This window comes from Luteimonas rhizosphaericola (assembly GCF_029888045.1).
Taxonomy (GTDB): Bacteria; Pseudomonadota; Gammaproteobacteria; order Xanthomonadales; family Xanthomonadaceae; genus Luteimonas; species Luteimonas rhizosphaericola.
This window is the reverse complement of sequence record NZ_JARXRN010000021.1, coordinates 36,382-58,278: the sequence shown is the minus strand read 5'-3', so window position 1 is coordinate 58,278 and position 21,897 is coordinate 36,382. Positions and strand designations below refer to the sequence as shown.

Annotated in this window: 22 protein-coding genes and 3 pseudogenes; 9 read left to right on the top strand and 16 right to left on the bottom strand. The window is 71.3% G+C overall.

What is annotated here, in order from left to right:
- Nucleotides 1-3 precede the first annotated feature (3 nt).
- A complete protein-coding gene (locus QFW80_RS06615; RefSeq protein ID WP_280600729.1) occupies nt 4-1,125 on the bottom strand; it encodes an ATP-binding protein in 1,122 nt (373 codons plus the stop codon).
- Between the two features lie 174 nt (nt 1,126-1,299).
- On the opposite strand from QFW80_RS06615, the gene QFW80_RS06610 reads away from it, so the two are divergent.
- The gene (locus QFW80_RS06610) at nt 1,300-2,628 is read left to right on the top strand and encodes a DUF2254 domain-containing protein (RefSeq protein ID WP_280600728.1); all 1,329 of its coding nucleotides are present in this window, start codon (nt 1,300-1,302) and stop codon (nt 2,626-2,628) included.
- Between the two features lie 233 nt (nt 2,629-2,861).
- Here QFW80_RS06610 and QFW80_RS06605 read toward each other — a convergent pair whose 3' ends face one another.
- The 9 genes and pseudogenes from QFW80_RS06605 to QFW80_RS06565 all read right to left on the bottom strand — a co-directional run.
- Nucleotides 2,862-3,986, bottom strand: coding sequence for an ATP-binding protein (locus QFW80_RS06605; RefSeq protein WP_280600726.1), 1,125 nt, complete (start codon nt 3,984-3,986; stop codon nt 2,862-2,864).
- 200 nt (nt 3,987-4,186) lie between these two features.
- Nucleotides 4,187-5,227, bottom strand: coding sequence for a cation efflux transmembrane domain-containing protein (locus QFW80_RS06600; RefSeq protein ID WP_280600725.1), 1,041 nt, complete (start codon nt 5,225-5,227; stop codon nt 4,187-4,189).
- 115 nt (nt 5,228-5,342) lie between these two features.
- Nucleotides 5,343-5,837 (bottom strand): ABC transporter substrate-binding protein, encoded by a 495-nt coding sequence (locus QFW80_RS06595; protein ID WP_280600724.1) that lies wholly within the window; start codon nt 5,835-5,837, stop codon nt 5,343-5,345.
- A gap of 66 nt (nt 5,838-5,903) precedes the next feature.
- A complete protein-coding gene (locus tag QFW80_RS06590; protein WP_280600722.1) occupies nt 5,904-6,098 on the bottom strand; it encodes a hypothetical protein in 195 nt (64 codons plus the stop codon).
- Nucleotides 6,099-6,108: 10 nt separating this feature from the next.
- Complete coding sequence (locus tag QFW80_RS06585; RefSeq protein ID WP_280600721.1) at nt 6,109-6,336, bottom strand: hypothetical protein; 228 nt, start codon at nt 6,334-6,336, stop codon at nt 6,109-6,111.
- Nucleotides 6,337-6,671: 335 nt separating this feature from the next.
- On the bottom strand, nt 6,672-7,085 hold the full coding sequence (locus tag QFW80_RS06580; RefSeq protein ID WP_280600719.1) for a hypothetical protein: 414 nt from the start codon (nt 7,083-7,085) through the stop codon (nt 6,672-6,674).
- 261 nt (nt 7,086-7,346) lie between these two features.
- Nucleotides 7,347-7,715, bottom strand: coding sequence for a response regulator (locus QFW80_RS06575; protein ID WP_280600718.1), 369 nt, complete (start codon nt 7,713-7,715; stop codon nt 7,347-7,349).
- A 94-nt stretch (nt 7,716-7,809) separates the two neighbouring features.
- Nucleotides 7,810-8,727: pseudogene (locus QFW80_RS06570) on the bottom strand (sensor histidine kinase); the annotation flags it as partial.
- A 45-nt stretch (nt 8,728-8,772) separates the two neighbouring features.
- Nucleotides 8,773-9,147: pseudogene (locus tag QFW80_RS06565) on the bottom strand (PAS domain-containing protein); the annotation flags it as partial.
- 214 nt (nt 9,148-9,361) lie between these two features.
- On the opposite strand from QFW80_RS06565, the gene QFW80_RS06560 reads away from it, so the two are divergent.
- From QFW80_RS06560 to QFW80_RS06540, 5 genes and pseudogenes are all read left to right on the top strand, one after another.
- Complete coding sequence (locus tag QFW80_RS06560; RefSeq protein WP_280600717.1) at nt 9,362-10,891, top strand: MFS transporter; 1,530 nt, start codon at nt 9,362-9,364, stop codon at nt 10,889-10,891.
- A 441-nt stretch (nt 10,892-11,332) separates the two neighbouring features.
- Nucleotides 11,333-11,539 carry a hypothetical protein gene (locus tag QFW80_RS06555; RefSeq protein ID WP_280600715.1) on the top strand — a complete coding sequence of 69 codons (207 nt, stop codon included), beginning with the start codon at nt 11,333-11,335 and terminating at the stop codon, nt 11,537-11,539.
- A gap of 142 nt (nt 11,540-11,681) precedes the next feature.
- Nucleotides 11,682-12,581: pseudogene (locus tag QFW80_RS06550) on the top strand (manganese catalase family protein); the annotation flags it as partial.
- A gap of 280 nt (nt 12,582-12,861) precedes the next feature.
- The gene (locus QFW80_RS06545) at nt 12,862-13,260 is read left to right on the top strand and encodes a host attachment family protein (RefSeq protein WP_280601361.1); all 399 of its coding nucleotides are present in this window, start codon (nt 12,862-12,864) and stop codon (nt 13,258-13,260) included.
- A gap of 40 nt (nt 13,261-13,300) precedes the next feature.
- The gene (locus tag QFW80_RS06540; RefSeq protein ID WP_280600713.1) at nt 13,301-13,627 is read left to right on the top strand and encodes a thioredoxin family protein; all 327 of its coding nucleotides are present in this window, start codon (nt 13,301-13,303) and stop codon (nt 13,625-13,627) included.
- A 64-nt stretch (nt 13,628-13,691) separates the two neighbouring features.
- On the opposite strand, the gene QFW80_RS06535 is transcribed toward QFW80_RS06540, so the two are convergent.
- From QFW80_RS06535 to QFW80_RS06515, 5 genes are all read right to left on the bottom strand, one after another.
- Entirely contained in the window at nt 13,692-15,863 is a 2,172-nt protein-coding gene (locus tag QFW80_RS06535) for a catalase (protein ID WP_280600712.1), read from the bottom strand.
- Nucleotides 15,864-16,031: 168 nt separating this feature from the next.
- Nucleotides 16,032-16,703 (bottom strand): glutaminyl-peptide cyclotransferase, encoded by a 672-nt coding sequence (locus QFW80_RS06530; protein ID WP_280600711.1) that lies wholly within the window; start codon nt 16,701-16,703, stop codon nt 16,032-16,034.
- 38 nt (nt 16,704-16,741) lie between these two features.
- Nucleotides 16,742-17,962 (bottom strand): helix-turn-helix domain-containing protein, encoded by a 1,221-nt coding sequence (locus QFW80_RS06525; protein ID WP_280600710.1) that lies wholly within the window; start codon nt 17,960-17,962, stop codon nt 16,742-16,744.
- Entirely contained in the window at nt 17,950-18,324 is a 375-nt protein-coding gene (locus tag QFW80_RS06520; protein ID WP_280600708.1) for a DUF6968 family protein, read from the bottom strand. The genes QFW80_RS06525 and QFW80_RS06520 overlap by 13 nt, the downstream gene beginning before the upstream one ends.
- 8 nt (nt 18,325-18,332) lie before the next feature.
- Entirely contained in the window at nt 18,333-18,692 is a 360-nt protein-coding gene (locus QFW80_RS06515) for a VOC family protein (protein WP_280600706.1), read from the bottom strand.
- Between the two features lie 94 nt (nt 18,693-18,786).
- On the opposite strand from QFW80_RS06515, the gene QFW80_RS06510 reads away from it, so the two are divergent.
- The gene (locus QFW80_RS06510) at nt 18,787-19,227 is read left to right on the top strand and encodes a response regulator transcription factor (RefSeq protein ID WP_280600704.1); all 441 of its coding nucleotides are present in this window, start codon (nt 18,787-18,789) and stop codon (nt 19,225-19,227) included.
- 27 nt (nt 19,228-19,254) lie between these two features.
- Here the strand turns inward: QFW80_RS06510 and QFW80_RS06505 are convergent, their stop codons facing one another.
- Entirely contained in the window at nt 19,255-19,659 is a 405-nt protein-coding gene (locus tag QFW80_RS06505; protein ID WP_280600702.1) for a RidA family protein, read from the bottom strand.
- Nucleotides 19,660-19,803: 144 nt separating this feature from the next.
- Here QFW80_RS06505 and QFW80_RS06500 point away from each other — a divergent pair, with 144 nt between their 5' ends.
- Nucleotides 19,804-20,721: a LysR substrate-binding domain-containing protein gene (locus tag QFW80_RS06500; protein ID WP_280600700.1), complete on the top strand. Its 918-nt coding sequence runs from the start codon at nt 19,804-19,806 to the stop codon at nt 20,719-20,721.
- Between the two features lie 614 nt (nt 20,722-21,335).
- Nucleotides 21,336-21,869, top strand: a complete 534-nt coding sequence (locus tag QFW80_RS06495) for a DUF4199 domain-containing protein (RefSeq protein ID WP_280600699.1) — start codon at nt 21,336-21,338, stop codon at nt 21,867-21,869.
- Nucleotides 21,870-21,897: the final 28 nt, after the last annotated feature.

Genomic DNA, 21,897 nt, shown 5'->3' with positions numbered 1-21,897 from the left:
CGATCAGGCGCGCGGCAGCTGCAGGTGGAAGGTGGTCGATCCGTCGCGCGAGTCGGCCTGGATGCTGCCCCCGTGCGCCTTGGCGATCTCGCTCACGATGAACAGGCCCAGCCCCAGGCTCGCGCGCTCGGCCTGGTCGCAGGCGGCCACGCCGCCCCGCTTGAGCGGCTCGAACAGCCGTTCCAGCGTCTCAGGCGGGATCGGAGCCCCGGGATTGCGCACCGCCAGTTGCGCGTCGTCGCCCCGGGTGCGCAGTTCGACGTCGATCGTGCAGTCGGCAGTCCCGTACTTGTGGGCATTCACCACCAGGTTGGCCAGCGCCTCGCGCACGCGGCTCGCATCGAACAGTCCGCGCACCGGGCCGTCGGCCTGGTAGCGGATCCGCGCCAGGGGCATGGAGTCCCGCAACAGCTCGATCTCCTCGGCGCAGTCGTCCGCGAGGTCGGTCTGCTCGCGGCGGATTTCGAAGCCGATGCCCATCTGCGTGCGGTTGTACACCAGCAGCTTGTCGAGCAGGTCGCGCATGTGCTCCCCGCTGCGCAGGAGGCGCTGCGCCGCCCGCGCGATCGGCTCGCCGGCCGCCATCCGCCCGATCATTTCCGATGTGATCAGGATCGCGGTCAGCGGGCTGCGCAGGTCGTGGCCCAGCACGCCGAGGAACAGGTTGCGCCAGCGTTCGGTTTCGCTCGCATAGTGGCTGACCGAATCGGCGATGGCCTCGTCGATGGCCTCGTTGAAGCGCGCGATCTCGGCGGTCGAGCGTGCGAAGCGGTCGGGCGCATCGGCCCAGCCGCGCAGCACGGACGCCCGCAGGGCGCGATACTCGGCCACCAGGTCGGCGATGCTGTAGCCGCTGCGCGCGCGGTGCAGGGCGTGGGTGCCGGCCGCGGACATGGCCTGGTCCGGGCCGCCCTGGGTACGGCCCTCGGATTTCTCGATCTCCTGCGCGCGTGTCTGCGGCGTGCGCAGGTCCTGCACGACGGTCTCGATGATCTGCGGCAGGTGGTCGCGCAGGGTGGCTTCATCCAGCGGCCGTCCCACGTCGACGGTGCGCGCGAAGGCGATGGCCTGCTCGACGACCATCTCGGCGTTCTCCTCGATGAAGTCCGCCAGCGTGCTGTCCATGTCGTGTCCCCCTGTGTGGGGATCCCCCGGGGTCGATGCTACGCCCCTGTGGGCGCGCCTCCCGTCACCCTCCCGTAACGGCGGCGCATTCCCGTCCACGCGGCGAGCGGCGCGACCGTTCTCGCGCCCTCCACGCGGACCGGACCACACTTCGCCGTCTCACAGGGGCGAAGCATGGCCGACCGGATTTCGAGCGGGGCGCTGGGCAAGCTCGCCGTGAGCCTGCGGTCGAGCTTCTGGTTCCTGCCCGGCTGCATCGTGCTGGCGTCGATCGGCCTGGCCGTCGGGCTGGTGACGCTCGACCGGCAGTCGGGAAGCGGGGCCGGCCAGCGCGGGGAGGCGCTGTGGGCGGTCGGTGCCGACGGGGCCCGCGAACTGATGGCCACGATCGCAGGCTCGATGATCACGGTGGCCGGCGTCGTGTTCTCGATCACCATCGTCGCGCTCGCGCAGGCTTCGACGCAGTACACCTCGCGTGTGCTGCGCAACTTCATGCGCGACCGGGGGAACCAGGTCGTGCTCGGCGTGTTCCTCGGCGTGTTCGCCTACTGCCTGTGCGTGATGCGCACGATCACCGGCAGCGAAGGCGAGGGCTTCGTTCCGCAGGTGGCGGTGACCTCGGGCCTGGGGCTGGCGCTGGTGGCGGTGGCGTTCCTGGTGTTCTTCATCCACCACGTGGCGGCATCGATCCAGTCGGGCGCGATCGCCCACGGCATTGCCGCCGACACCCTGTGCACCATCGACGCGCTGTTTCCCGACCCGCTCGAGGGCGACGACGCCGTGCCCGCACACGAGGCCGGCGACGGGCTGCACTGGCATCCGGTCACCGCGTCGCAGATGGGCTACATCGAGCGGGTGGACTACGAGGCCCTGCTGGCGTTCGCCCGCGAACGCGACGTGGTGGTGCGGATGGAGGCCAGCCTCGGCGACTTCGCCAGCCCCGACCTGCCGATCGCGAGCATCGGCACGGCGCGAGCGCCCGGGGTCGGGGACTTGCATCGCCTGGCCGGGATGTATGCCATCGATTCCTACCGCACCATCGAACAGGACGTGGCCTTCGGCATCCGCCAGCTGGTCGACGTGGCCCTGAAGGCGCTGTCTCCCGCCATCAACGACAGCACCACCGCGGTCACCAGCCTGGACTATCTGTCGCTGCTGTTGCGGCGCCTGGCCGGACGCCGCGTCCGACCCCGGCCGCTGCGCGACGCGCAGGGACTGCGCGTGCTGCCCGCCGGCCCGGGGTTCGATCGCCTGCTGGCGCTGGCGTTCGACCAGATCCTCGAGAATGCGCACGGCAATACCACCGTGCTGCTGCGCCTGCTGCGGGCGCTCGACGAGGTGCGCGGCGGGACCACGTCCCCCGCGCGACACCGGTTGCTCGATGCCAGGCGCGCCGTGGTCGCGGAGGTGGCGCGCCGGACGGCCCCCGACAGCGATGCACGTCGGCGGATCGAGGCGCAGCTGGCCGGTGCGATCGCGGGGGACGACACGACCGGTGCCTAGTCTGGGGTCGGGATCCCACGAACCGCTGTGGCGGAACCGCGTTCGGGCGCACGCAGGCGATCGGCGCCCGGGAAGGCGACGACGGCGCGGTGCGGCGCGGCGAGATGGTGCTGTTCGAAATGATGGCGTGAGGGGTGATACGCCCCGCATGGGCCAACCCGTATGCGGTCGCCAGGGCACGCATGTCGTCGTGCCCGGCAAGCCGATCCGGGAGCGGCGCGGCCCCGCGCTCGTCAGTGGCGCGGCAGTTCGATGTGGAACGCGGTGAATCCGTCGTCCGATTCGGCGGTGATGCGGCCCCCGTGCGCCTTGACGATCTCGCTCACGATGAACAGGCCGAGGCCCAGGCTGGTGCGTTCCTCCTCGTCGCTGGAGGCGACCACCGCGCCGCGGATCAGCGGTTCGAACAGCACCTCGAGCTTCTCGCGCGGGATCGGCTGCCCGGCGTTGCGCACCGACAGGTGCACCTTCCCGCCGTCCCCGCGCAGCCGCACCTGGATCTCCCCCCCGCGCGTGCCGTACTTGTCGGCGTTCACCACCAGGTTGTCGAGCACCTCGCGGATGCGGGCGGCATCGAAGCGGCCCTGCAGGTCGCCCTCGGCGTCGAAGCGGATGCTTGCCATCGGGAACGACGAGCGCAGGTGTTCGATCTCCTCGGCACAGGCGACGCCCAGGTCGACGGGTTCGCGGCGGATCTCGAAGGCGATGCCCATCTGCGCGCGGTTGTAGACCAGCAGCTTGTCCAGCAGGTCGCACATGTGCTCGGTGCTGCGCACCAGGCGCTGGGCTGCGCGCTCCACCGGCTGCCCGGCCACGCTGCGGGCGATGCTCTCGGACGTGAGCAGGATGGCGGTGAGCGGACTGCGCAGGTCGTGGCCCAGCACACCGAGGAACAGGTTGCGCCAGCGCTCGACTTCGTCGGCGTAGTGGCGCACGGATTCGGTGATCGCTTCGTCGATGGCCTCGTTGAAGCGCGTGATCTCGCCCGGCCCGCGCGCGGCGCGTTCGGGCACTTCCATCCACTTGCGCAGCACCGACGCGCGCAGGGCGCGGTACTCGGCCACCAGGTTCGAGATGCTGTAGCCGCTCAGGGCACGGTGCAGGGCGTGGGTGCCGGCCGCGGATATCGGTGCACCTGCGGCCGGGACGGCCCGGCCTTCGGATTTTTCGATCTCCTCGCGCCGGGTCTGGGGCCGGCGCAGATCGGCCACGACGGTAGAGATGATCTCGGGCAGGTGGTCGCGCAGGGTGACGTCGTCCAGGGTGCGCCCGACGTCGATGGTGCGGGCGAACTCCACGGCGTCGGAGATGACGGTTTCGGCGTTGTGTTCGAGAAAATCCGCGAGGCTCTGGTCCATGCAAGGGTCCCTTTGACTGGGGCAGCTTGTACGTGTCCGGGTATCGTCGGGGGAAGCGCTGGCCCGTTCAGGTTGTTCACCTTGCCAAGGGAGCCGTGGTGGAATCGTTAGCCGAACAGGGCGCCAGGAGGCACCGTTCGGGTTTGTCGCGACGTGGTGAAAACCCGCGCGATGTCGGCCGGGAGCGAGGCTGCAACGCGTCACGCAGTGCGCCTGCGCGGGCCCTGCGCGGTGGCCACGGGCGACGCCGTGGGGGCGCTGTCCGCTCGGGAGGCGGCCTCTGCGACGGGCCGGTCGGGAACCCCGCCCGACAGCGACACGTCGATCTGGTCGAACCGCCAGTCCAGCGCGTGCGCGATCGCGCGCACTTCCTCCACCTGGGCCGCGGTCAGGGTGCGGTTGCCGATCAGCACGATGCCCGAGAGATGGAAGCCTTCCTCGTGCACGCGAACGCCACAACCCTCCATCCACGGCAGCGCGGCGATTTCGCGGCACAGGCGTGCCGGCAGCGGGTCGGGTTCGCTGCGGTCGAGCTTCTGCGGACGTGCATCGTGCAGGTCGCGCACCGCGTCGCGGAGGTTGCTGGCGCCGTCGTGCAGGATGCTGCCGGCGATCACCAGTGCGGCCACCGCGTCCGCCCACCACCAGCCCAGGCCGATGCCGGCGACGCCGACGATGCCCGCTGCGGCGGTCATCCAGTCGGCCTTGCCGACGTCCGCATCGGTGTGCAACGGCTTGAGCGAGAGCGCCTTGGCCAGTGCCAGCTTCTTGCGTCCAAGGATGACGGGCGGAATCGCGGAGACCGCCAGCGCCGCCATCATGATCCAGCCCTGCCACACCACGTGCCCGGCGATCACCACGCTGCCCACCACCGGGCGCGTGGCGGTGAACAGCGTATGCAGGCCTTCGTACACCAGCGCCAGCCCCACGCCGGTGAGCGCGACCGCGGAGATCAGGAAATTGGTGTCGAACGCGCGTTCGCGGCCGGTGATGTATTCGGCATCCACGCCCTTGCGCCGGAACCGGCTGGCGACGAGGAACGCGACCGACGGCAGCAGGCTCAGCACGTCCTCGATCAGCGCGGTCTTCATCGCCTGCGAGCCGCCCATGGCCAGGAACATCAAGACCGACACCAGCGACATCCACAGCAGCGTCCACCCGCACAGCCGCTCCGCGCGGTGCAACGCGTGGCGCTGCGCCTCGGGCAGTTCGCGCGGCGGCGGGCGGGGGGAGACGCTCATCGGGCGGTGCTCCGGACGGGACGTCCCGGGTGGGACGGTCGTGCGCGGGCACTGCGCAGGCGGGCACCCGCGACGGATCGCGCGCCACTCAGGGCCGCGAGGCGGTGCCCACGGCTCATGGCGCGTGCTCCTGCCCGACAAGGTAGGTGTCGAAGGCGAGCTGCCACGCCGACTGCCCCGGCGGCAGCGCGATGCGGCGCTCCGGCATCGGCGCATCGTCGGACGGCCGGACGTGCAGCGGCTGCGACCAGGCGACTTTCGGCATCCACGGCGACTTGCGGTGGTGGCCGCCGACCACGGCGTGCAGGTGGGCGCGTTCGAGGTCGCGCATCAGTGCATCGTGGCCGCCGGCGATCCAGTGCAGCCGGTAGCCGTGGGCATCGGCATAGCGCTGCAGGAAGTCCGGCTCGGGCCCGGTGACGTCGCCGTCGGGCCCCACCAGCACCCACGGCGGATCGTGGCTGGCGCCCACGCGCATGCCCTGACCCGCGGCGCGGGCCGTCATGTCGTCGGCGTCGCGTGGATAGTCGCCGCAGGCCGCCAGCGCGAGCGCGACGGCCAACAGCACCAGGGTGCGTGCGGCTGCAGCAGGAAAGGGGGGTTCGGCCATGCGGCCTTATGGACGCAGGCGCGTGAAAACGCCGTCGGCAGCGCCCGGGTCCGTGGTGCGCCCGGACTAGGGCGCTTCGAGCGATGCCTGCAGCGCGGTGGCCAGCGCCGCATCGCCGCTGACCAGATCCTGCCAGCGCAGTTCGAGTCCCTTGCGCCGGCCTTTCGGAACCAGTTTCAGTCCGTCGGGGTCGAGGGTGAGCGTGTAGGGCGTACCGTCGATCCGGACTTCGCGGCGCAGGGGCTTGTCGAGGGGCGTCATCGGGTCTGCGTCAGTCCGCGCGGTCCGACCGGCGCACGGCATGCGGATCAGGACGCTGCTCGTGCAGGCTCTGCAGGTGCTCGACGCGTTCGAGCAGTTCACGCGGACCGAGCGCGGCGGCGGCGAAGGTGTAGGCGTCGGCCAGGGGTTCGGCGAGGATGCCGGCCACGGCAGGGTGCTCGTTCCACGACACGTATACGGTCTGGTCGGGGCCTTCGATGCGATCCGGCAAGGTCACGGGACAGGGGCAGGAGGCACCGTCCCAGGGACCACCGACAAAGGTCATCTGCATCGCCCGTCCTCCAACCTGCCGGTGTCCAGCCTAGGCCCGCGGGTGTCAAGGCGACATGCAGGCCGGTGCGGGCCGGGGCGCGGACATCGTTGCACCTGGGAGGCCCGTCGCTGCCGCCTGTCGTATGGCGTCGGAGCGGGTGCGCTCTCGCTGGGCGGGATCACTCGGGGGAGAGTCGCGCCCGCCTCGCAGCGGACGGCATCGCTGGCGGCATTGCACCGGGCGAAGCGGCCGGATCGCGCGTTGCCTGGATCGATCGCCTTTCCAGGCAGACTGGCGCGTCAGGAGGCGCGGTTGAGGGCGCGATCGGCCGCTGCCATGTCCTGGCCGACGGCGAACGGGGTGGGCGCCGGGGCTTCCTCGGGCACGGTGTCCCGGTGCGCGGACGACTGCAGCGATTCGGGCCATGTGGTGAAGCCGTACTCGGCCAGCACGCGCGCGGCCTTGAGCTCGAACGCGAAGGCATCCTGCGGCTGGCAGCGCGCTTTCAGCGCATCGATGTCCGCGGCGACGCGCGCCCAGAAGTGCTCGTCGTCCTCGGGCAGCGACACGCTGGTGCGCAGGCGCCGGGTGAATTCCGTCACGCACTCCTCCAGCACGTCCGGCTTGCGCCGCGTGGACGACTCAGCGCGGCGAGCGGCGCGGGCAGGACGGGATGAGGCGGTGAAGGGGTCTTCCATGGAAACGACTGACATGCGCGAGTGCTCCGTGGGCGCCGGGGTGGGGGAGCCCCGATGGAGCCAATGTGGGCGACGGCTTGCCACGACTTCGTGAAAACACGCGCGGGGTGATTCAGATGCCTGAATCCTGTTCACGCGCACGCGATCCAGCGCGGATGCGGAGGCGTCGATCCGCAGGGAACTGGCCATATCACGGGCTGCGGAACGGGCAGCGATGCGCGGAACGCGCGTCCTGCCGCTCGCCGGCGACCGGGCGCGCGAGCAGGCCGCCGATGCTCAGTTGGGCAGCGGCGGGCGCTGCGGCATGCGGGCGAGGGCGGCTTCGAGATCGCGCTGGCCGTAGGGCTTCTTGATCAATGGAGCATCGGCATGGCGTTCGGGCAGCACCGACGCGCCGTAGCCGGTCGCGAAGAAGAACGGGATGCCGCGCGCGTGCAGCGCATCGGCGATCGGAAAGGAATCGTCCCCGGCGAGGTTCACGTCGAGGATCGCGAGGTCGACCCGGTCGTCGTCGGCCAGGGCCTCCAGGGCGGACTCGACCGAATGCGCGGTGGCGGCGACCTCGCAGCCCAGCGCGGGCAACACGTCCTCGAGCACCATGACCAGGAGCGATTCGTCTTCGACGATGAGTACCCGACGTGGCATGGCGTTCCTCATGGACAGGCGTGGCGGCGGACAGGATCGGTGCGAGCGGGGCCGGAATGCAAGCGCGGACCGCGGGCATCGGAACGCGGATGCGTCACGCGACCTGCGCCGGCAGCGGGGTTTCGATGTGGCAACGCGCACCGGCTGGCGCGAATTCGAGCGAGACGTCGCCGCCGAGATCGTGCTTGAGCCCACGCTGCAGCAGCCGCGTGCCGAATCCGCGCCGCTCCGGCTCTCCCTCGACCGGCGGACCGCCGGTTTCCTCCCAGTCGATGACCAGGCGCGCGTCCTCGCCGTCCTTGCGCATCCAGTGCATGCGCACGCGCCCGCCGGGCACGGACAGCGACCCGTACTTGAGTGCGTTGGTGCACAGCTCGTGCAGCGCCATCGCCAGCGCCACCGCGCGCTTGGGCTCCAGCGTCACCTGCGGACCCTGCACGTCGAAGCGGTCGGGGTCGACCTCGAGGCAATGCCCCATCGCCATGCGCACGATCTCGTCCACGGTGGCACCGGTCCACATGCTGCGCGTGAGCATGTCGTGGGTGCCGGCCAGGGCCTGCAGGCGCGCTTCGATCAGCTCGGCGGCGCGCCCGGCGTCGGGGCAGGTGCGCAGCGTCTGCAGCACCATCGACTGCACGATCGCCAGCGTGTTCTTGACCCGGTGGTTGAGCTCGTTGATCAGCAGGTGCAGGTGCTGTTCGTGGTGCACGCGCTCGGTGATGTCGGTGGCGGCGCCGAACCACTCCAGCACCTGGCCCTCCGCATCCTGCACCGGGACGGCGTGGGAACTGATCCAGTTCCACTGCTCGCCGTCGATCCGGACCCGGTGCTGCGCCTGGTAGGACTCCGTGGTGGCTCGCGCGCGCTGGATGGCGTCGAGCACGGCCGGACGGTCTTCGGGATGGATGTGCTCGGTCGACCAGTCGATGGGCTGGCCGCGCGGCAGCTTGCTGACCGCGCGTCCCCCCACGACCTCGACCTCGCGCCAGTCCGGCGTGATGCGGTAGATCAGGTCCGAACTGGCGGTCACCATCGCCCGGAACCGCTCTTCGCTGTGGCGCAGCGCCTCTTCCTGGCGCTTGCGGTCGGTGACGTCGCGGGTGGTGCCGGCGATCGCTTCGACCTCGCCATCCGGGCCCAGCACGGGGACGAAGATGTAATCGTAGACGCGCGTTCCCAGCGTCGCGTGGTGGAACGGGACGTCGCCGCGGATCGGGGCCCGGGTGGCGACCACGCGCTCGATCTCCTCGTCGTGCATCGCCGCATGCCAGGGCGCATACCCCAGTTCAAGGCAGGTCTTTCCCATGGCCTGCTCGGCCTCCATGCCCCACATCGAGAGCAGGGCCTGGTTGGCATAGATGAAACGATGCTGCCGGTCGAACACGTACATCAGGTCCGGGCTCGACTGGAGGATGGCCTCGTAGAGGCGCATCTGTGCGTTGCCGGCAGCATCGTTCCCGCGCGGCGTGGGACCGTCCAAGACTTGTGTATTCCGGAGACTGCGAACGTGCGAAGCCTAGCGACGCGACGTGGGTGCACCGTGAAGGCGGCCTGCGACGGGGCATGCAGGCCGCCGCCCGACCAGCAGGTGCGCGGACGGACGTGTCCACGCGCGGTCCGGCGCCCGCACCGGCCCGACGATACGCATGCAGACACGCCTGCATGGACCTCCGCATGCGGGCGCGCTCACGCCGCGTCCGCGGCTGCCGCCCGACAATGCGCATCCGCCCGTCGCCGTCGCCGCATTGCCACCCCAACGCCTGCTCCCGCTGATCGTCGCCACCGCGCTGTTCATCGAGAACATGGACTCCACGGCGATCTCCACCTCGCTGCCGCAGATCGCCGCCGACCTCGGCGTCGAGCCCGTGGCGCTGAAGCTGGCGATCACCACCTACATGCTGGCGCTGGCCGTGTTCATCCCGGTCAGCGGCTGGGTGGCGGACCGCTTCGGCGCGCGGCGCGTGTTCATCGCCGCGATCGCGGTGTTCCTGCTCGGCTCGCTGGGCTGCGCGGCCAGCGACGGCCTGGGGCAGCTGGTGGCCGGGCGCTTCGTACAGGGCATGGGCGGGGCGATGATGGTGCCGGTGGGGCGGCTGGTGCTGCTGCGGAGCGTGGAGAAGTCCGAACTGGTGCGGGCGCTCAGCTGGCTGACCATCCCGGCCATGCTGGGCCCGATGCTGGGGCCGGTGCTGGGCGGCGCGATCACCACCTACGCGCACTGGCGCTTCATCTTCCTGATCAACATTCCCATGGGCCTGCTGGGGATGTGGCTTGCGTGGCGGCACATTCCGGAGCTGCGCCAGGCGGTGGGGCCGCTGGACGTGCGCGGATTCCTGCTCTCGGCGAGCGGGCTGGCGCTGGCGATGTTCGGGCTCTCGGCGATCGGCCGCGGCCTGGTGCCGGGCGCGGTGCTGGCCGCATGCATGCTGGCCGGCGCGGGCCTGCTGGCGGGGTATGTCCGCCATGCGCGCACGCATCCGCAACCCCTGCTGCGCCTGGACCTGCTGCGCGTCCCCACCTTCCGCACGGCGGTGGTGGGCGGTTCGCTGTTCCGCATCGGCATCGGCGCCACGCCGTTCCTGCTGCCGCTGATGCTGCAGCTCTCGTTCGGGCTCGACCCGCTGGAGTCGGGGCTGGTCACCTTCACCTCGACCGCGGGCGCGATGGTGATGAAGGTGGTGGCGCCGCGCATCCTGCACCGCTTCGGCTTCCGGCCGGTACTGGTGTGGAACGGACTGGCGGCCTCGCTGATGCTGTGCGGCTTCGGCCTGTTCCGGGCGGACACACCGTACCCGCTGATGGTGGGCGTGCTGCTGGCCAGCGGCTTCCTGCGCTCGCTGCAGTTCACCAGCCTCAACGCGATCGCCTACGCGGACATCGACCAGGCGCGCATGAGCCAGGCCAGCAGCCTGGCCGCGATGGCGCAGCAGGTCGCGCTCGCGCTGGGCGTCACCATCGGCGGCTTCGCGCTGAGCCTGGCCGGCACGTTGTCGGGACGCGCCGACGACGCACCGATCAATTTCACGTTCGCCTTCCTCACCGTGGGGCTGGTGTCGGTGGTCTCGACCTGGCAGATGCGCAGGCTGGCCTCGGATGCGGGCGCGGAAATGGCCGGCCGCGCGCAGGCCGGGCGGGAAGTGGCCGAGCCGAAGGCGGAATCCCGGCCGCAGGCATGAGGAGGATCGGCGTGCCCGCGCGTCGGACACCGCGCCGGGGCGCGCGTGAGGTGCGCGCGATGCACATAGGCGCATGCCGAAGGCGGCGGTCAGTTTGATGAATCCCCCTCACGCCCTCTGCATTGGAAGGCGCGCACCTTGCCGTGGCGACACCCCGCTCGCGACGAAGGACCCATCACATGTCTGCGCAGCACGATCAGCAGCCACAGGCCCACGGCACACCGGATCGGGATGATCCCGGACACGCGCCACCGGCGCAGGATCCCGGGCAGCCCCGCACCGATCCGCAGCGGTTCCCCGGGCAGCAACCCGGCCAGCAGCCGCGCCAGGACCCGGGCTCCGGACCGGATCGTGATCCCGAACTGCAGGGGCACTGACGATGTGCCGCCCACTTCGCGTGCGCGAAGTACGCTCGTTTCGTCCACAGCGGCGGGGCTCGCCATGAGCAAGGACAAGGACTCCGGACTCCCACCCGACGCACCCGGGTCCGACCAGCTGGAGCGCGAACAGCGCTCCTATCCCCACGGAAGCGGCGACCGCAACAGCTGGTCGCCCTTCGGCAAGGACCGCATGCCGATCCACGAGGGTGGCACCCAGCGCCACGCGCCGCCCGAACCCGAGAAGCGGCCACCGGCGACCCGGCGCTGATCGGCCGAGACTCCATCTGTCGCGGCGCCAGCGTCGACCAGGCCCTCCCGCGCGAACCCGCGCGCTTGGGTGACGCGTCAACGCGCGCCGGCAATCGAACCAACCTCTTCCACCACCTGCCGAACGGCAAGGGAACCGAACCATGTTCACCCACAACAAGACACTCCAGTACACCGTCCGCGTCTCCGAACCCAACCCCGCGCTGGCGAACCTGCTGCTCGAGCAGTTCGGTGGTCCGCAGGGCGAGCTTGCCGCGGCGATGCGCTACTTCACCCAAGCGCTGGCGGAGGACGATCCGGGCCGCAAGGACATGCTGCTCGACATCTCCACCGAGGAACTCAGCCACCTGGAAGTGATCGGCTCGCTGGTGTGCATGCTCAACAAGGGCGCCAAGGGCCGGCTGGCCGAGGCGGTCGAGGAAGAAGGCGAGCTGTTCCGCTCGCTGCAGGGCGCGGGCAACGATTCGCACCTGACCCAGGTGCTGTACGGCGGCGGACCGGCCCTGATCAATTCCGGCGGCCAGCTGTGGACCGCGGGCTACATCGACAGCATCGGCGAGCCCACCGCGGACCTGCGCTCGAACATCGCGGCCGAGGCGCGCGCGAAGATCGTCTACGAGCGGCTGATCAACGTCACCGCCGATCCCGGCGTCAAGGAAGCGCTCACCTTCCTCATGACGCGCGAGATGTCGCACCAGAAGTCGTTCGAGAAGGCGCTGTACGCGATCGAGCCGAACTTCCCGCCGGGCAAGCTGGCCGGCATGCCGGAGTTCGAGGAAATGTACGTCAACACCTCGCAGGGCGAGGGCGACATGCGCGGACCCTGGAACAGCGACGAGAACTTCGACTACGTCAGCGATCCCGCGCGGTTCACCGCGGTCGACGGCGGCGACGGATCGGCGAGCGTGCGCCTGCCGGCGGCGCAGAAGAAGCTCGTCGACGCGATGGCCGATCGATCCACGTCGGCGCCCGACGCCAACCCGGTGACGGGCATCGAGCTGGGCAAGGCGGAGGGCACCATGGCGCGCACCACCAAGGTCGAGCTCGACGCCGGGGACAGCCCCGCGGACGCGGAGGCGGGCAAGCGATCCAGGCCCGGGAAATCCACCCCGGCGGCCAAGGGCAAGTCCCGGTCGAAGCGCTGAGTACGGCGCACTCCCCGTGCAGTCCAACGCGCCCGGCATTGCCGGGCGCGCTGGCATCCAGCGGCTGGGCGCGTGGCGGCGCGACAGGCGGAAGCCGCCCGTCGACCTGCAGGTCACGCCATCTTGATCCGCGCTCGGAGAAGGTAGTACTCCGATTCCAGTGGAGATGCCCGTGACCATGATTCCCTCCGAAGCCCTGGTGGTCGTCGCCGACGGCGGCGGCGCGCGCCTGTTCCGCAACAAGGGTGACGAGCGCGCGCTCTCGCTGCACCAGGTGGAGCTGCGCGAGCTGATGAACATGGATGACGACGGCCCCGCGGGCAGCATGCCGGGGGAGTCGACCGGGCAGCAGATCGACGAGGCGACCTTCGCCAAGCAACTGGCGCTGGCGCTCAACGAGGGTGCGCTCAAGCACCAGTACGAGGCGCTGGTGCTGATCGCCGATCCGACCACGCTCGGGCGGATGCGCCCGCTGCTGCACAAGGAAGTCGTCGCGCGCACCGTGACCGAACTGGCCAAGACCCTGACCAACGCACCGCTGGAACAGATCGAGCAGGCGCTGCGCGCACCGCACTAGGCGCGCCGCGCGCACCGGGCAGGCAGCGGGAGCTCACGGGATGACATACCGGCCAGATTACGCGGAAGCGGAGCCCGCGCGTGCCGAACTCGACGCCATGCCCGGCGTGGTGCTGGTCGAGTTCGGTGCATCGTGGTGCGGCCATTGCCGCGCCGCGCAGGCGGCGCTGCAGGCCCTGCTGGCCTGCCGCGATGACGTGACCCACCTCAAGATCGAGGACGGTCGCGGCCGGCCGCTGGGACGCAGCTTCGGCGTGAAGCTGTGGCCGACGCTGGTGCTGCTGCGCGACGGGCAGGAACGGGCGCGCGTCGTGCGTCCGCTGTCGCGGGCCGACCTCACCCCGATCGCCGCTGCGATGGACGGCTGACGCTGTTCGCCAGATTGTTTCAACCGACGCGGGCGGGCCGATACGACCCGCCCGCTCGTTTTGATCAGGCCAGCGTGCGCAGCTTCGGCTCGCGCGCCCACTGCCGGGTCTTCGCTGCGGCAATGAAGGCCTTGGGGTCGGCCGCATCGACGATCCCCGCGTCCTTGCCGACATTGCCGGCCTCGAGCAGCGGCGCGGCGCCTGCATCGTGCGCGATCGCCTTCAAGTGCGCCCAGGCGAAGGCGACGAAATCGACCGCGGCCGATTCCTTCGACAGTTTCCTGCCCGCGTCCTCGCTGAGCAGGACCGCCACGGCGTCGAACACCACCGACGGGGTGCCCGCCAGCTGGCCGTCCGCGGGCTGCTTCTTTCCATCCGACAGCACCGCGCCACCGAGCTTGGGGGCGACGATCTTGACCGTCGCGCCGGCCGCTTCGGCCGCCTTGCGCAGCGCCTTCAGCGCCGCGGCACCGCTGCCTTCGTCGATCAGGATGCCGACGGTGCGGTGCTCGAGCGTCTCGCGCATGCGGCCGATGATGCGAACTTCCGGCGCCTCGGGCATGTCGGCCGGCGGCACCGCCGCATCGGGCGCGGGCGGCACGCTGTCCATGCCGAGGCCGTCGGCGACGCGCTGCGCGAGCGACGGGTCGATATGCACCAGGTGGCCAACCGTGCGCTCGCGCACCTTCGGCGTCTCCACCTTCGACAGTTCGAACACCAGCGCCGAGGCCAGGTGCGCCTGTTCGGGCGCTTCCAGGCTGCGGAAGAACATGCGCGCCTGGCTGTAGTGGTCGGCGAAGCTCTCCGGGCGCACGCGGCCCTTCACCCCGTCGTCGACGGTGGCATGGCTGCGGAACCCGGCGCGCTGGTCGGCGCGCGGGCTGTCGCCGTCGAGCGAACTGGGCTCGTAGTTCACCCGCCCCTTGTGCACCTGCATCTGCATGTGTCCGTCGCGCTGGTGGTTGGCGAACGGACACTTGGGCTGGTTGATCGGGAGCTGGTGGAAGTTCGGCCCGCCCAGGCGCGAAAGCTGGGTGTCGAGGTAGGAGAACAGCCGGCCCTGCAGCAGCGGATCGTTGCTGAAGTCGATGCCGGGCACGATGTTGGCGGGGCAATAGGCCACCTGCTCGGTCTCGGCGAAGAAGTTGTCCGGCCAGCGGTCGAGCACCATGCGTCCGATGATCTGCACCGGCACCAGCGACTCGGGCACGATCTTGGTCGGATCGAGGTGGTCGAACGGAAACTGGTCGGCCTCTTCCTCGGTGAACAGCTGCACGCCCAGCTCCCACTCGGGGAAGTTGCCGGCCTGGATGTTTTCGAACAGGTCGCGGCGGTGGAAGTCGTTGTCGGCCGCCTGCAGCTTCAGCGCCTCGTCCCATACCGTCGACTGGATGCCGAGTTTGGGGCGCCAGTGGAACTTGACGAAGGTGCTGTTGCCCTGCTCGTCGAGGAAGCGGAAGCTGTGGATGCCGAAGCCTTCGATCGTGCGCAGCGAACGCGGGATGGTGCGGTCGCTCATCGCCCACATGATCATGTGCATCGATTCGGGCGTGAGCGAGATGAAGTCCCAGAAGGTGTCGTGGGCGCTCGCCGCCTGCGGGAAGGCGCGGTCGGGTTCCATCTTCACCGAGTGCACCACGTCGGGGAACTTCATCGCGTCCTGGATGAAGAACACCGGGATGTTGTTGCCGACGAGGTCGAAATTGCCCTCTTCGGTATAGAACTTCACCGCGAAGCCGCGCACGTCGCGCGGGGTGTCGACCGAGCCGGCGCCGCCGGCGACGGTGGAGAACCGGGTGAACACCGGCGTGCGCTTGCCGACCTCGGTGAAGATCTTGGCGCGCGTGTATTTCGCCAGCGACGTGTTCAACTCGAAGTAGCCGTGCGCGGCGCTGCCGCGGGCGTGCACGATGCGCTCGGGGATGCGCTCGTGATCGAAGTGGGTGATCTTCTCCCGGAGGATGAAGTCTTCCAGCAGGGTCGGGCCGCGCGGGCCCTGCTTGAGCGAGTTCTGGTTGTCGGCGATCACCACGCCCTGGTTGGTGGTGAGCTGCGGATGTTCGCCGCCGGCCTGCTGCTGCAGTTCGCCGCCGTGGCCGCGCGGCGCGTCGGCGTCGGGATCGGGGCCCTGCGCGCGGCGCCCGACCGAACCGGCGGGCTTGTCCTGGGCGGGTTTCGCGTCGCGCGGCGGTTGGCGACCGGGCGGGGTGGCGGTGGGGGTCTTGGCTCGGGCCATGGCGCGTGCTCCTGCGGGGGAATATTCCCCCGATCGTGATCCCCTGGGCGTGAGCGCCGTGCATTTGGGGAGCGCGTGAACGCGTCGGCCGCGGAACCGCGACGCGCCGGAAATGGCGCGCGCGGATCGTGATGGGCAGGGCGCGGCGCGGGCGCGCCGCGCAGGCGGTCAGCCCGGGGCGGCGCCGGCGCGGCGCACGGCCCGCAGCTTGCCGCTGTCGCAGCCGCCGCACCAGAACAGGCGGTGCCCGTCGGATTCCAGGCCACTGACGAAGATGCCCTCGGGCAGACGCAGCCGTTCGAGCACGGTGCCGTCGTCGGGACTGACCCGGCGCAGCTCGCTCTCGTCGTCTTCCCAGGTGGCGTGCCACAGCGCATCGTCGACCCAGGTCACGCCGGTCACGAAGCGGTCGCTGTTGAGGGTGCGCAGCACCGCGCCCGTGTCCGGATCGACCTGGTGGATGCGGCGCTCGCGGTATTCGCCGACCCACAGCGAGCCTTCCGCCCAGGCCAGGCCGGAATCGCGGCCCTCCGACGGCGCCGGAATGGAGTGCAGCACGTGGCCGGTGGCCGGATCGATGCGGTCGATCCGCGCCTCGGCGATCTGGTACAGGTGGGTGCCGTCGAACGCGGTACCGGCGTCGCAGGGGCGCTCGAGCGCATGCACCGTGCGGCCGCTGGCCGGGTCGATCGCCACCAGGCGCGCGCCGAGTGCGGCCCAGACGTGGCGGCCGTCGTGGCTGACGCCGTTCACCGGCGCGCCGGCGTCGAACGGGCCGTAGTCGTGGACGATTTCGGTGTCGCCGATGGCGATCGTGTTCTCGGTGTGGTGTGCGTTCATGTGCGTCTCCGTTGGGGTGTGGCGGGGTGGAGCGCACACTACGCCGGCGCCGGCACGGCCGGGAGTAACAATGTCGTCGCGAATCCGGGCGGCGGCGCGGCGATCCAGCGCCGCGTGCGACCATGGCTGCGCGACTGCGCGCGCCCGTCGGCTTCCAGTTCCGCGAGCGCGCGCTGCACGCTGCGCTGGCTGGTGTCGAGCGCCAGCGCGAGCGCGGCGGTGGACCACGCCGCGCCATCGGACAGCAGTGCGAGCAGCGCCGCCTGGTGGCCGTCGATCGGCGGCACCAGCACCGCGACCTCGCGTGCGTCGTGCGGCAACAGTCGATACCCGCCCGGCGTGGCTTCGATCGCGGCCCAGGGCCTTGCCAGCGCACGCAGGCGGCCGAGTTCCACCCGCAGCCGCGCGCGGTGCGTCTCGTCCGGATGGCGCATGCGGAACGCGGCAGCGATCAGCGCGTCGCGGGCGATGTCGCCGGGCCACGCCGCGGCGAGCGCGTGCAGCAGCGTGAACAGCACCGGTCGTCGCGCCAGCGGCACCCAGGCGCCGGCCATGCGCAGGCCGCGGCGGCAGCCGTCCACCACCAGCGCATCGGTGGCGAACAGCGCCTCCACTTCGGCCAGCGGCAGCGGGCGGCTGCCGCTGGCGGTCAGGCGTCGCGCCGCCGGTTGCGCGAGGCGCGCCTGCGCGGCCTCGATTTCCGCCAGCAGCAGCGGATTGCGCGCGCGCGCCGCTGCGCCTGCAGCCTGCGCGAGCGCGGCGCGTGCGGGCCCGCTGCGCATCATCCGCAGCGACAGCTCGGCCGCGGCGAGCCCGGCGATCGCCGCGTGCGCAGGCGGCAGGGCCGCGCCTTCGAGACGCTGCAGCGCCTCGCGCGCGGCGGCGAGCCGGCCCAGCAGCAGGGCGCGGCGCACCGCGATCAGGCGCGCATGCGCGGCGTTGGCCGCGTCGCCGCGCGCGTCGAGGGTCGCGGTCGCGGCATCGAGCGCGCGCGTGGACGCGGAGAGTTCGCGCATCGCCAGCGCGATCTCGGCATCGGCCACCGCGCAGCGCGCACGCGCCAGCGCCTCGCGCGGGCCGAATGCGCGCGCGGCACGCCGCAGCAGTCCGCGTGCGCGGGGATGCTCGCCCAGCTGCGCCATGGCGATGCCACGCAGCGCCAAAGCCGGTGCATCGTCGCGCAGCGCCACGCGCTGGAGCGCGGCCAGCGTGTCGCCGGCCGCGAGCGCGCGCGCGGCGGAGGCGATCAGGGAATCCAAGGCGGGCCGGGACGGTGGGGCAATTCAGGGTGCGCCGGATCGAGCACGACGCCGAGCACCCGCAGTTCCGCGCCTGGCCGCGCCGCGAGCGTGGCCAGTTCCTCGCGGGCGATGGCGAAGGCCACCTGCAGCGCCTGCCAGGAATCGATGCCCAGGCCCTGGCGGCGGATCTCGTCCCCGCCGATCACGATGCGCAGCGGGCAGCGCCAGTCGTGGCCGCCATCGGCGACCGGAACATCGCGCCGCGGCGTGCCGAAGGCCACCCGCACCGCTTGCTCGCGCTCGCCCTCGCGCAGGACAAGCTCGCGTTCGGCGATGGTGGGCGTGTCGTGGTCGGGAATCGGGGGCAGGTCCTCGTCCATGCGCCGGCTCAGGCCTCCGACCAGACCGCGAACTCGTTGCCGCTGGGTTCGGTGAAGTGGAAGCGGCGGCCGCCGGGGAAATCGAACACCGGCTTGACCACCGTGCCGCCGGCGGCTTCCACCTTCGCCTGCGTGTCTTCCAGCCGCGCGCTGTAGAACACCAGCAGCGCGCTGCCGCGATCGGCGCGCGCGGCCAGGTCGGCGCGGTAGAAGCCGCCGTCGAGCCCGGCCCCGTCGCGCGCGAATGCGATGTAGTCGGGGCCGTAGTCGGTGAAGGCCCAGCCGAAGGCGTCGGTGAAGAAGCGGCGCGTGGCGTCGAGGTCGCGCGCGGGATATTCGGCGTAGTCGAGCTGTCCATGGACGGGCATCGGGGTGGTCTCGTGTGTGGGGGTGCCGGCCTGTATAACGCCGCGCGGGCGGGAGCGGCAACCGCGCGGCCGGTGGCGCGGCTACGATGCACGCATGCCCCGCGCCGTATCGCGCCTGCCCTGGAAACCCGCGCTGCTCTACGGCGGCCTGCTCGCGCTCGGCACGCTGGCGCTGCAGTGGCTGGACTACCAGCGGCTGGTGCGCAGCCACGCGTCGCTGCTGGCCGAGGGCCTGCTTGCGGCGGGTTTCCTCGCGCTCGGTGCATGGCTCGGCGCCCGGCTGCTGGCGAGGCGCGCGCCGCCGCCCGTGTTCGACGGCAACCCGGCCGCGCGCCAGGCGCTGGGCATCAGCGAGCGCGAGCTGGCGGTGCTGGCCGAGATCGCTGCGGGCCATTCCAACAAGGAGATCGCGGCGCGCCTGCACGTCTCGCCCAATACGGTGAAGACCCATGTGGCGCGCCTGCTGGCCAAGCTCGGCGCGCGCCGCCGCACCGATGCGCTGCGGCGCGCGCGCGAACTCGGACTGGTGCCCTGAGCGGGTCGCCGCGCTGCGCGCCCGTGATCAGCCGCCGGCGCCGGCCGGCAACTTCGCCACCACCTTGATCTCGAAGCGGAAGCCCGACAGCCAGGTGACGCCGGTCGCGGTCAGCGCCGGATGCGGGCCGGGGCCGAGGTATTCCTGCACCACCGGCCAGATGGTCTCGAGGGTGTGGTCGGGGTCGACCATGAAGTAGGTCGTGTCGACCACGTCGTCGAAGCTGCAGCCGGTGGCGGCGAGGATCGCGTCGAGGTTGGCGAAGGCAAGACGCACTTCGTCGAGCAGGTCGGGCTCGGGCGTGCCGTCCTCGCGCGCGCCGACCTGGCCGGACACGAACAGCAGGCCATTGGCGCGTACGGCGGGCGAATAGCTGTGGCGCTGGTAGAGCGCGTGGGGAACGGGCGGGAAGACGACGTCGCGGGTGCTCATGGGGGGCTCCTGGTGGGGCGGGCCGAGACGCGGCCCGGGGATGAGTCCTGACTGTGTTGGTTTGCGTCTCGCGGATAAACGGGCCCTTAAGGACACCAGTGTTTGTAGAATCCAAACAATCAAGCCGACTGCGAGGCCCGCCACATGGACCGTTTCGACGCGCTGCAGGCCTTCGTCCGCGTCGTCGAGACCGGCAGCTTCACCCGCGCCGCGGAATCGCTGCGCATCAGCCGCACCTCCGCGACCCAGCTGGTGCAGCAGCTCGAGCAGCGGCTGCGCGTGCGCCTGCTCAACCGCACCACGCGCCGGGTGGCGCTGACCTCCGACGGCGCCGCGTTCTTCGACCATGCCGTGCGCCTGCTGGCCGACCTGGCCGAGGCCGAGGCCAGCGTGACCGGCGCGGCGGCGACTCCCGGCGGGCGGCTTCGGGTGGACGTGCCCAGCCCGTTCGCGCGCCTGGTGCTGGTGCCGGCACTGCCGGACTTCCACGCGCGCTATCCCGACGTGGTGCTGGAGCTTGGCGTGAGCGACCGCGTGGTGGACCTGGTCGACGACAACGTCGACTGCGTGGTCCGTGGCGGTGCGCTGGCCGACGGGTCGCTGGTGGCGCGCCGGCTGGTCGACCTGGGGATGGGCGCCTTCGCCGCACCGGCCTACCTGGCGCGCGCCGGGGTGCCCGGGCATCCCGCGCAGCTGTCCGCCGGCGGCCCGCACCGCGTGGTCGGGTTCCAGTCAATGCGTCGCGGCGTGCCGGTGCTGCCGCTGGGCATGCAGCGCGGCGGCGAGCGGGTGCAGGTGCGGGCGCGGCACGTGCTGGCGGTCGACGACGGCAATGCCTACGTGGCCGCGGGCGTGGCCGGGCTGGGCGTGCTGACCCTGCCGACCTACATCGCCCGCGCGCACGTGGCGGCCGGCGAGCTGGTGCAGGTGCTGGCGGACTGGCGGATCGATCCGCTGCCGATGTCGGTCGCCTGGCGGCCGAACCGGCATGTCAGCGCGCGGCTGCGGGTGTTCATCGACTGGCTGGTGGCGCTGGTGGAGGCGCAGCGGCTCGACGCCTGACCTCGCCCCATGGCGTTCCAATCGCCTGGCGAGGCGCTTGCGCGGCGCCCGGATCGCGTCGCCCGGGTAAGCGAAGCGCACCCGGGATGGCGCATTGGCATGGGAGTCGGCGCCTTACGCGGCAATCGGCCCCCGGATGCGGCCTCTGGCCTTATCCGGGCTACGGGTCGCCTGGCGGCCGGATCGCCACGTGAGCGCGACGCCCGGATCGCGTCGCCCGGGTAAGCGAAGCGCACCCGGGGATGGCGCATCGGCGTGGGAGTCGGCCGCCCTACGGCAATCGGTCCCCGGATGCGGCCTTTGGCCTTATCCGGGCTACGGGTCGCCTGGCGGCCGGATCGCCACGTGAGCGCGACGCCCGGATCGCGTAGCCCGGGTAAGCGAAGCGCACCCGGGGCTGGCGCATTGGCGTGGGAGTCGGCCGCCTGACGTGGCAATCGGCCCCCGGATGCGGCCTTTGGCCTTGTCCGGGCTACAGGTCGCCTGGCGGCCGAAGCCGCTTCGAACCACCGTTCGGAGGGGCGATCGGCGCAGAATCACCCTTCCGGGCGATTGCCCCGCGGCGCCGATGGCCGCGCAATGGCGGCTCCTCGACTCGATCCCCGGAGGTCCCCGTGTTGCGCATCGTGTTCAAGTACGGCCTGGTCGCCGGCGTCGTGGTCGGCGCGGCGCTGCTGGGCGTCAGCCTGGCCTACCAGGGCCAGCCGCCGCCCGACTGGGGCATGGCGGCCGGGTTCGCCTCGATGCTGGTGGCGCTGTCGGCGGTGTTCGTCGGCATCAAGCGCCACCGCGACGACGCCGGCGGGGGCGTGATCCGGTTCTGGCCGGCATTCGGGCTGGGGCTCGGCATCAGCCTGGTGGCCAGCGTGATCTACGTGGCGGCCTGGGAGTTGACGCTGGTCCTGATCGACAGCGATTTCGCCGCGATGTTCGCAGGGCAGATGGTCGAGCGCGCGAAGGAGAAGGGCCTCAGCGGCGAGGCCTTGGCGGCCGCGGTGCAGCAGGCGCGCGAATTCGAGGCGATGTACCGCAATCCGCTGCTGCGCATGCCGATGACGTTCGTGGAGATCTTCCCGGTGGGCGTGCTGGTGTCGCTGGTGTCCGCGCTGGTGCTGCGCAACCCGCGGGTGCTGCCGGCGCGGGGATAGCGGGGGGCACGCGGGCGGCGGCATCGAG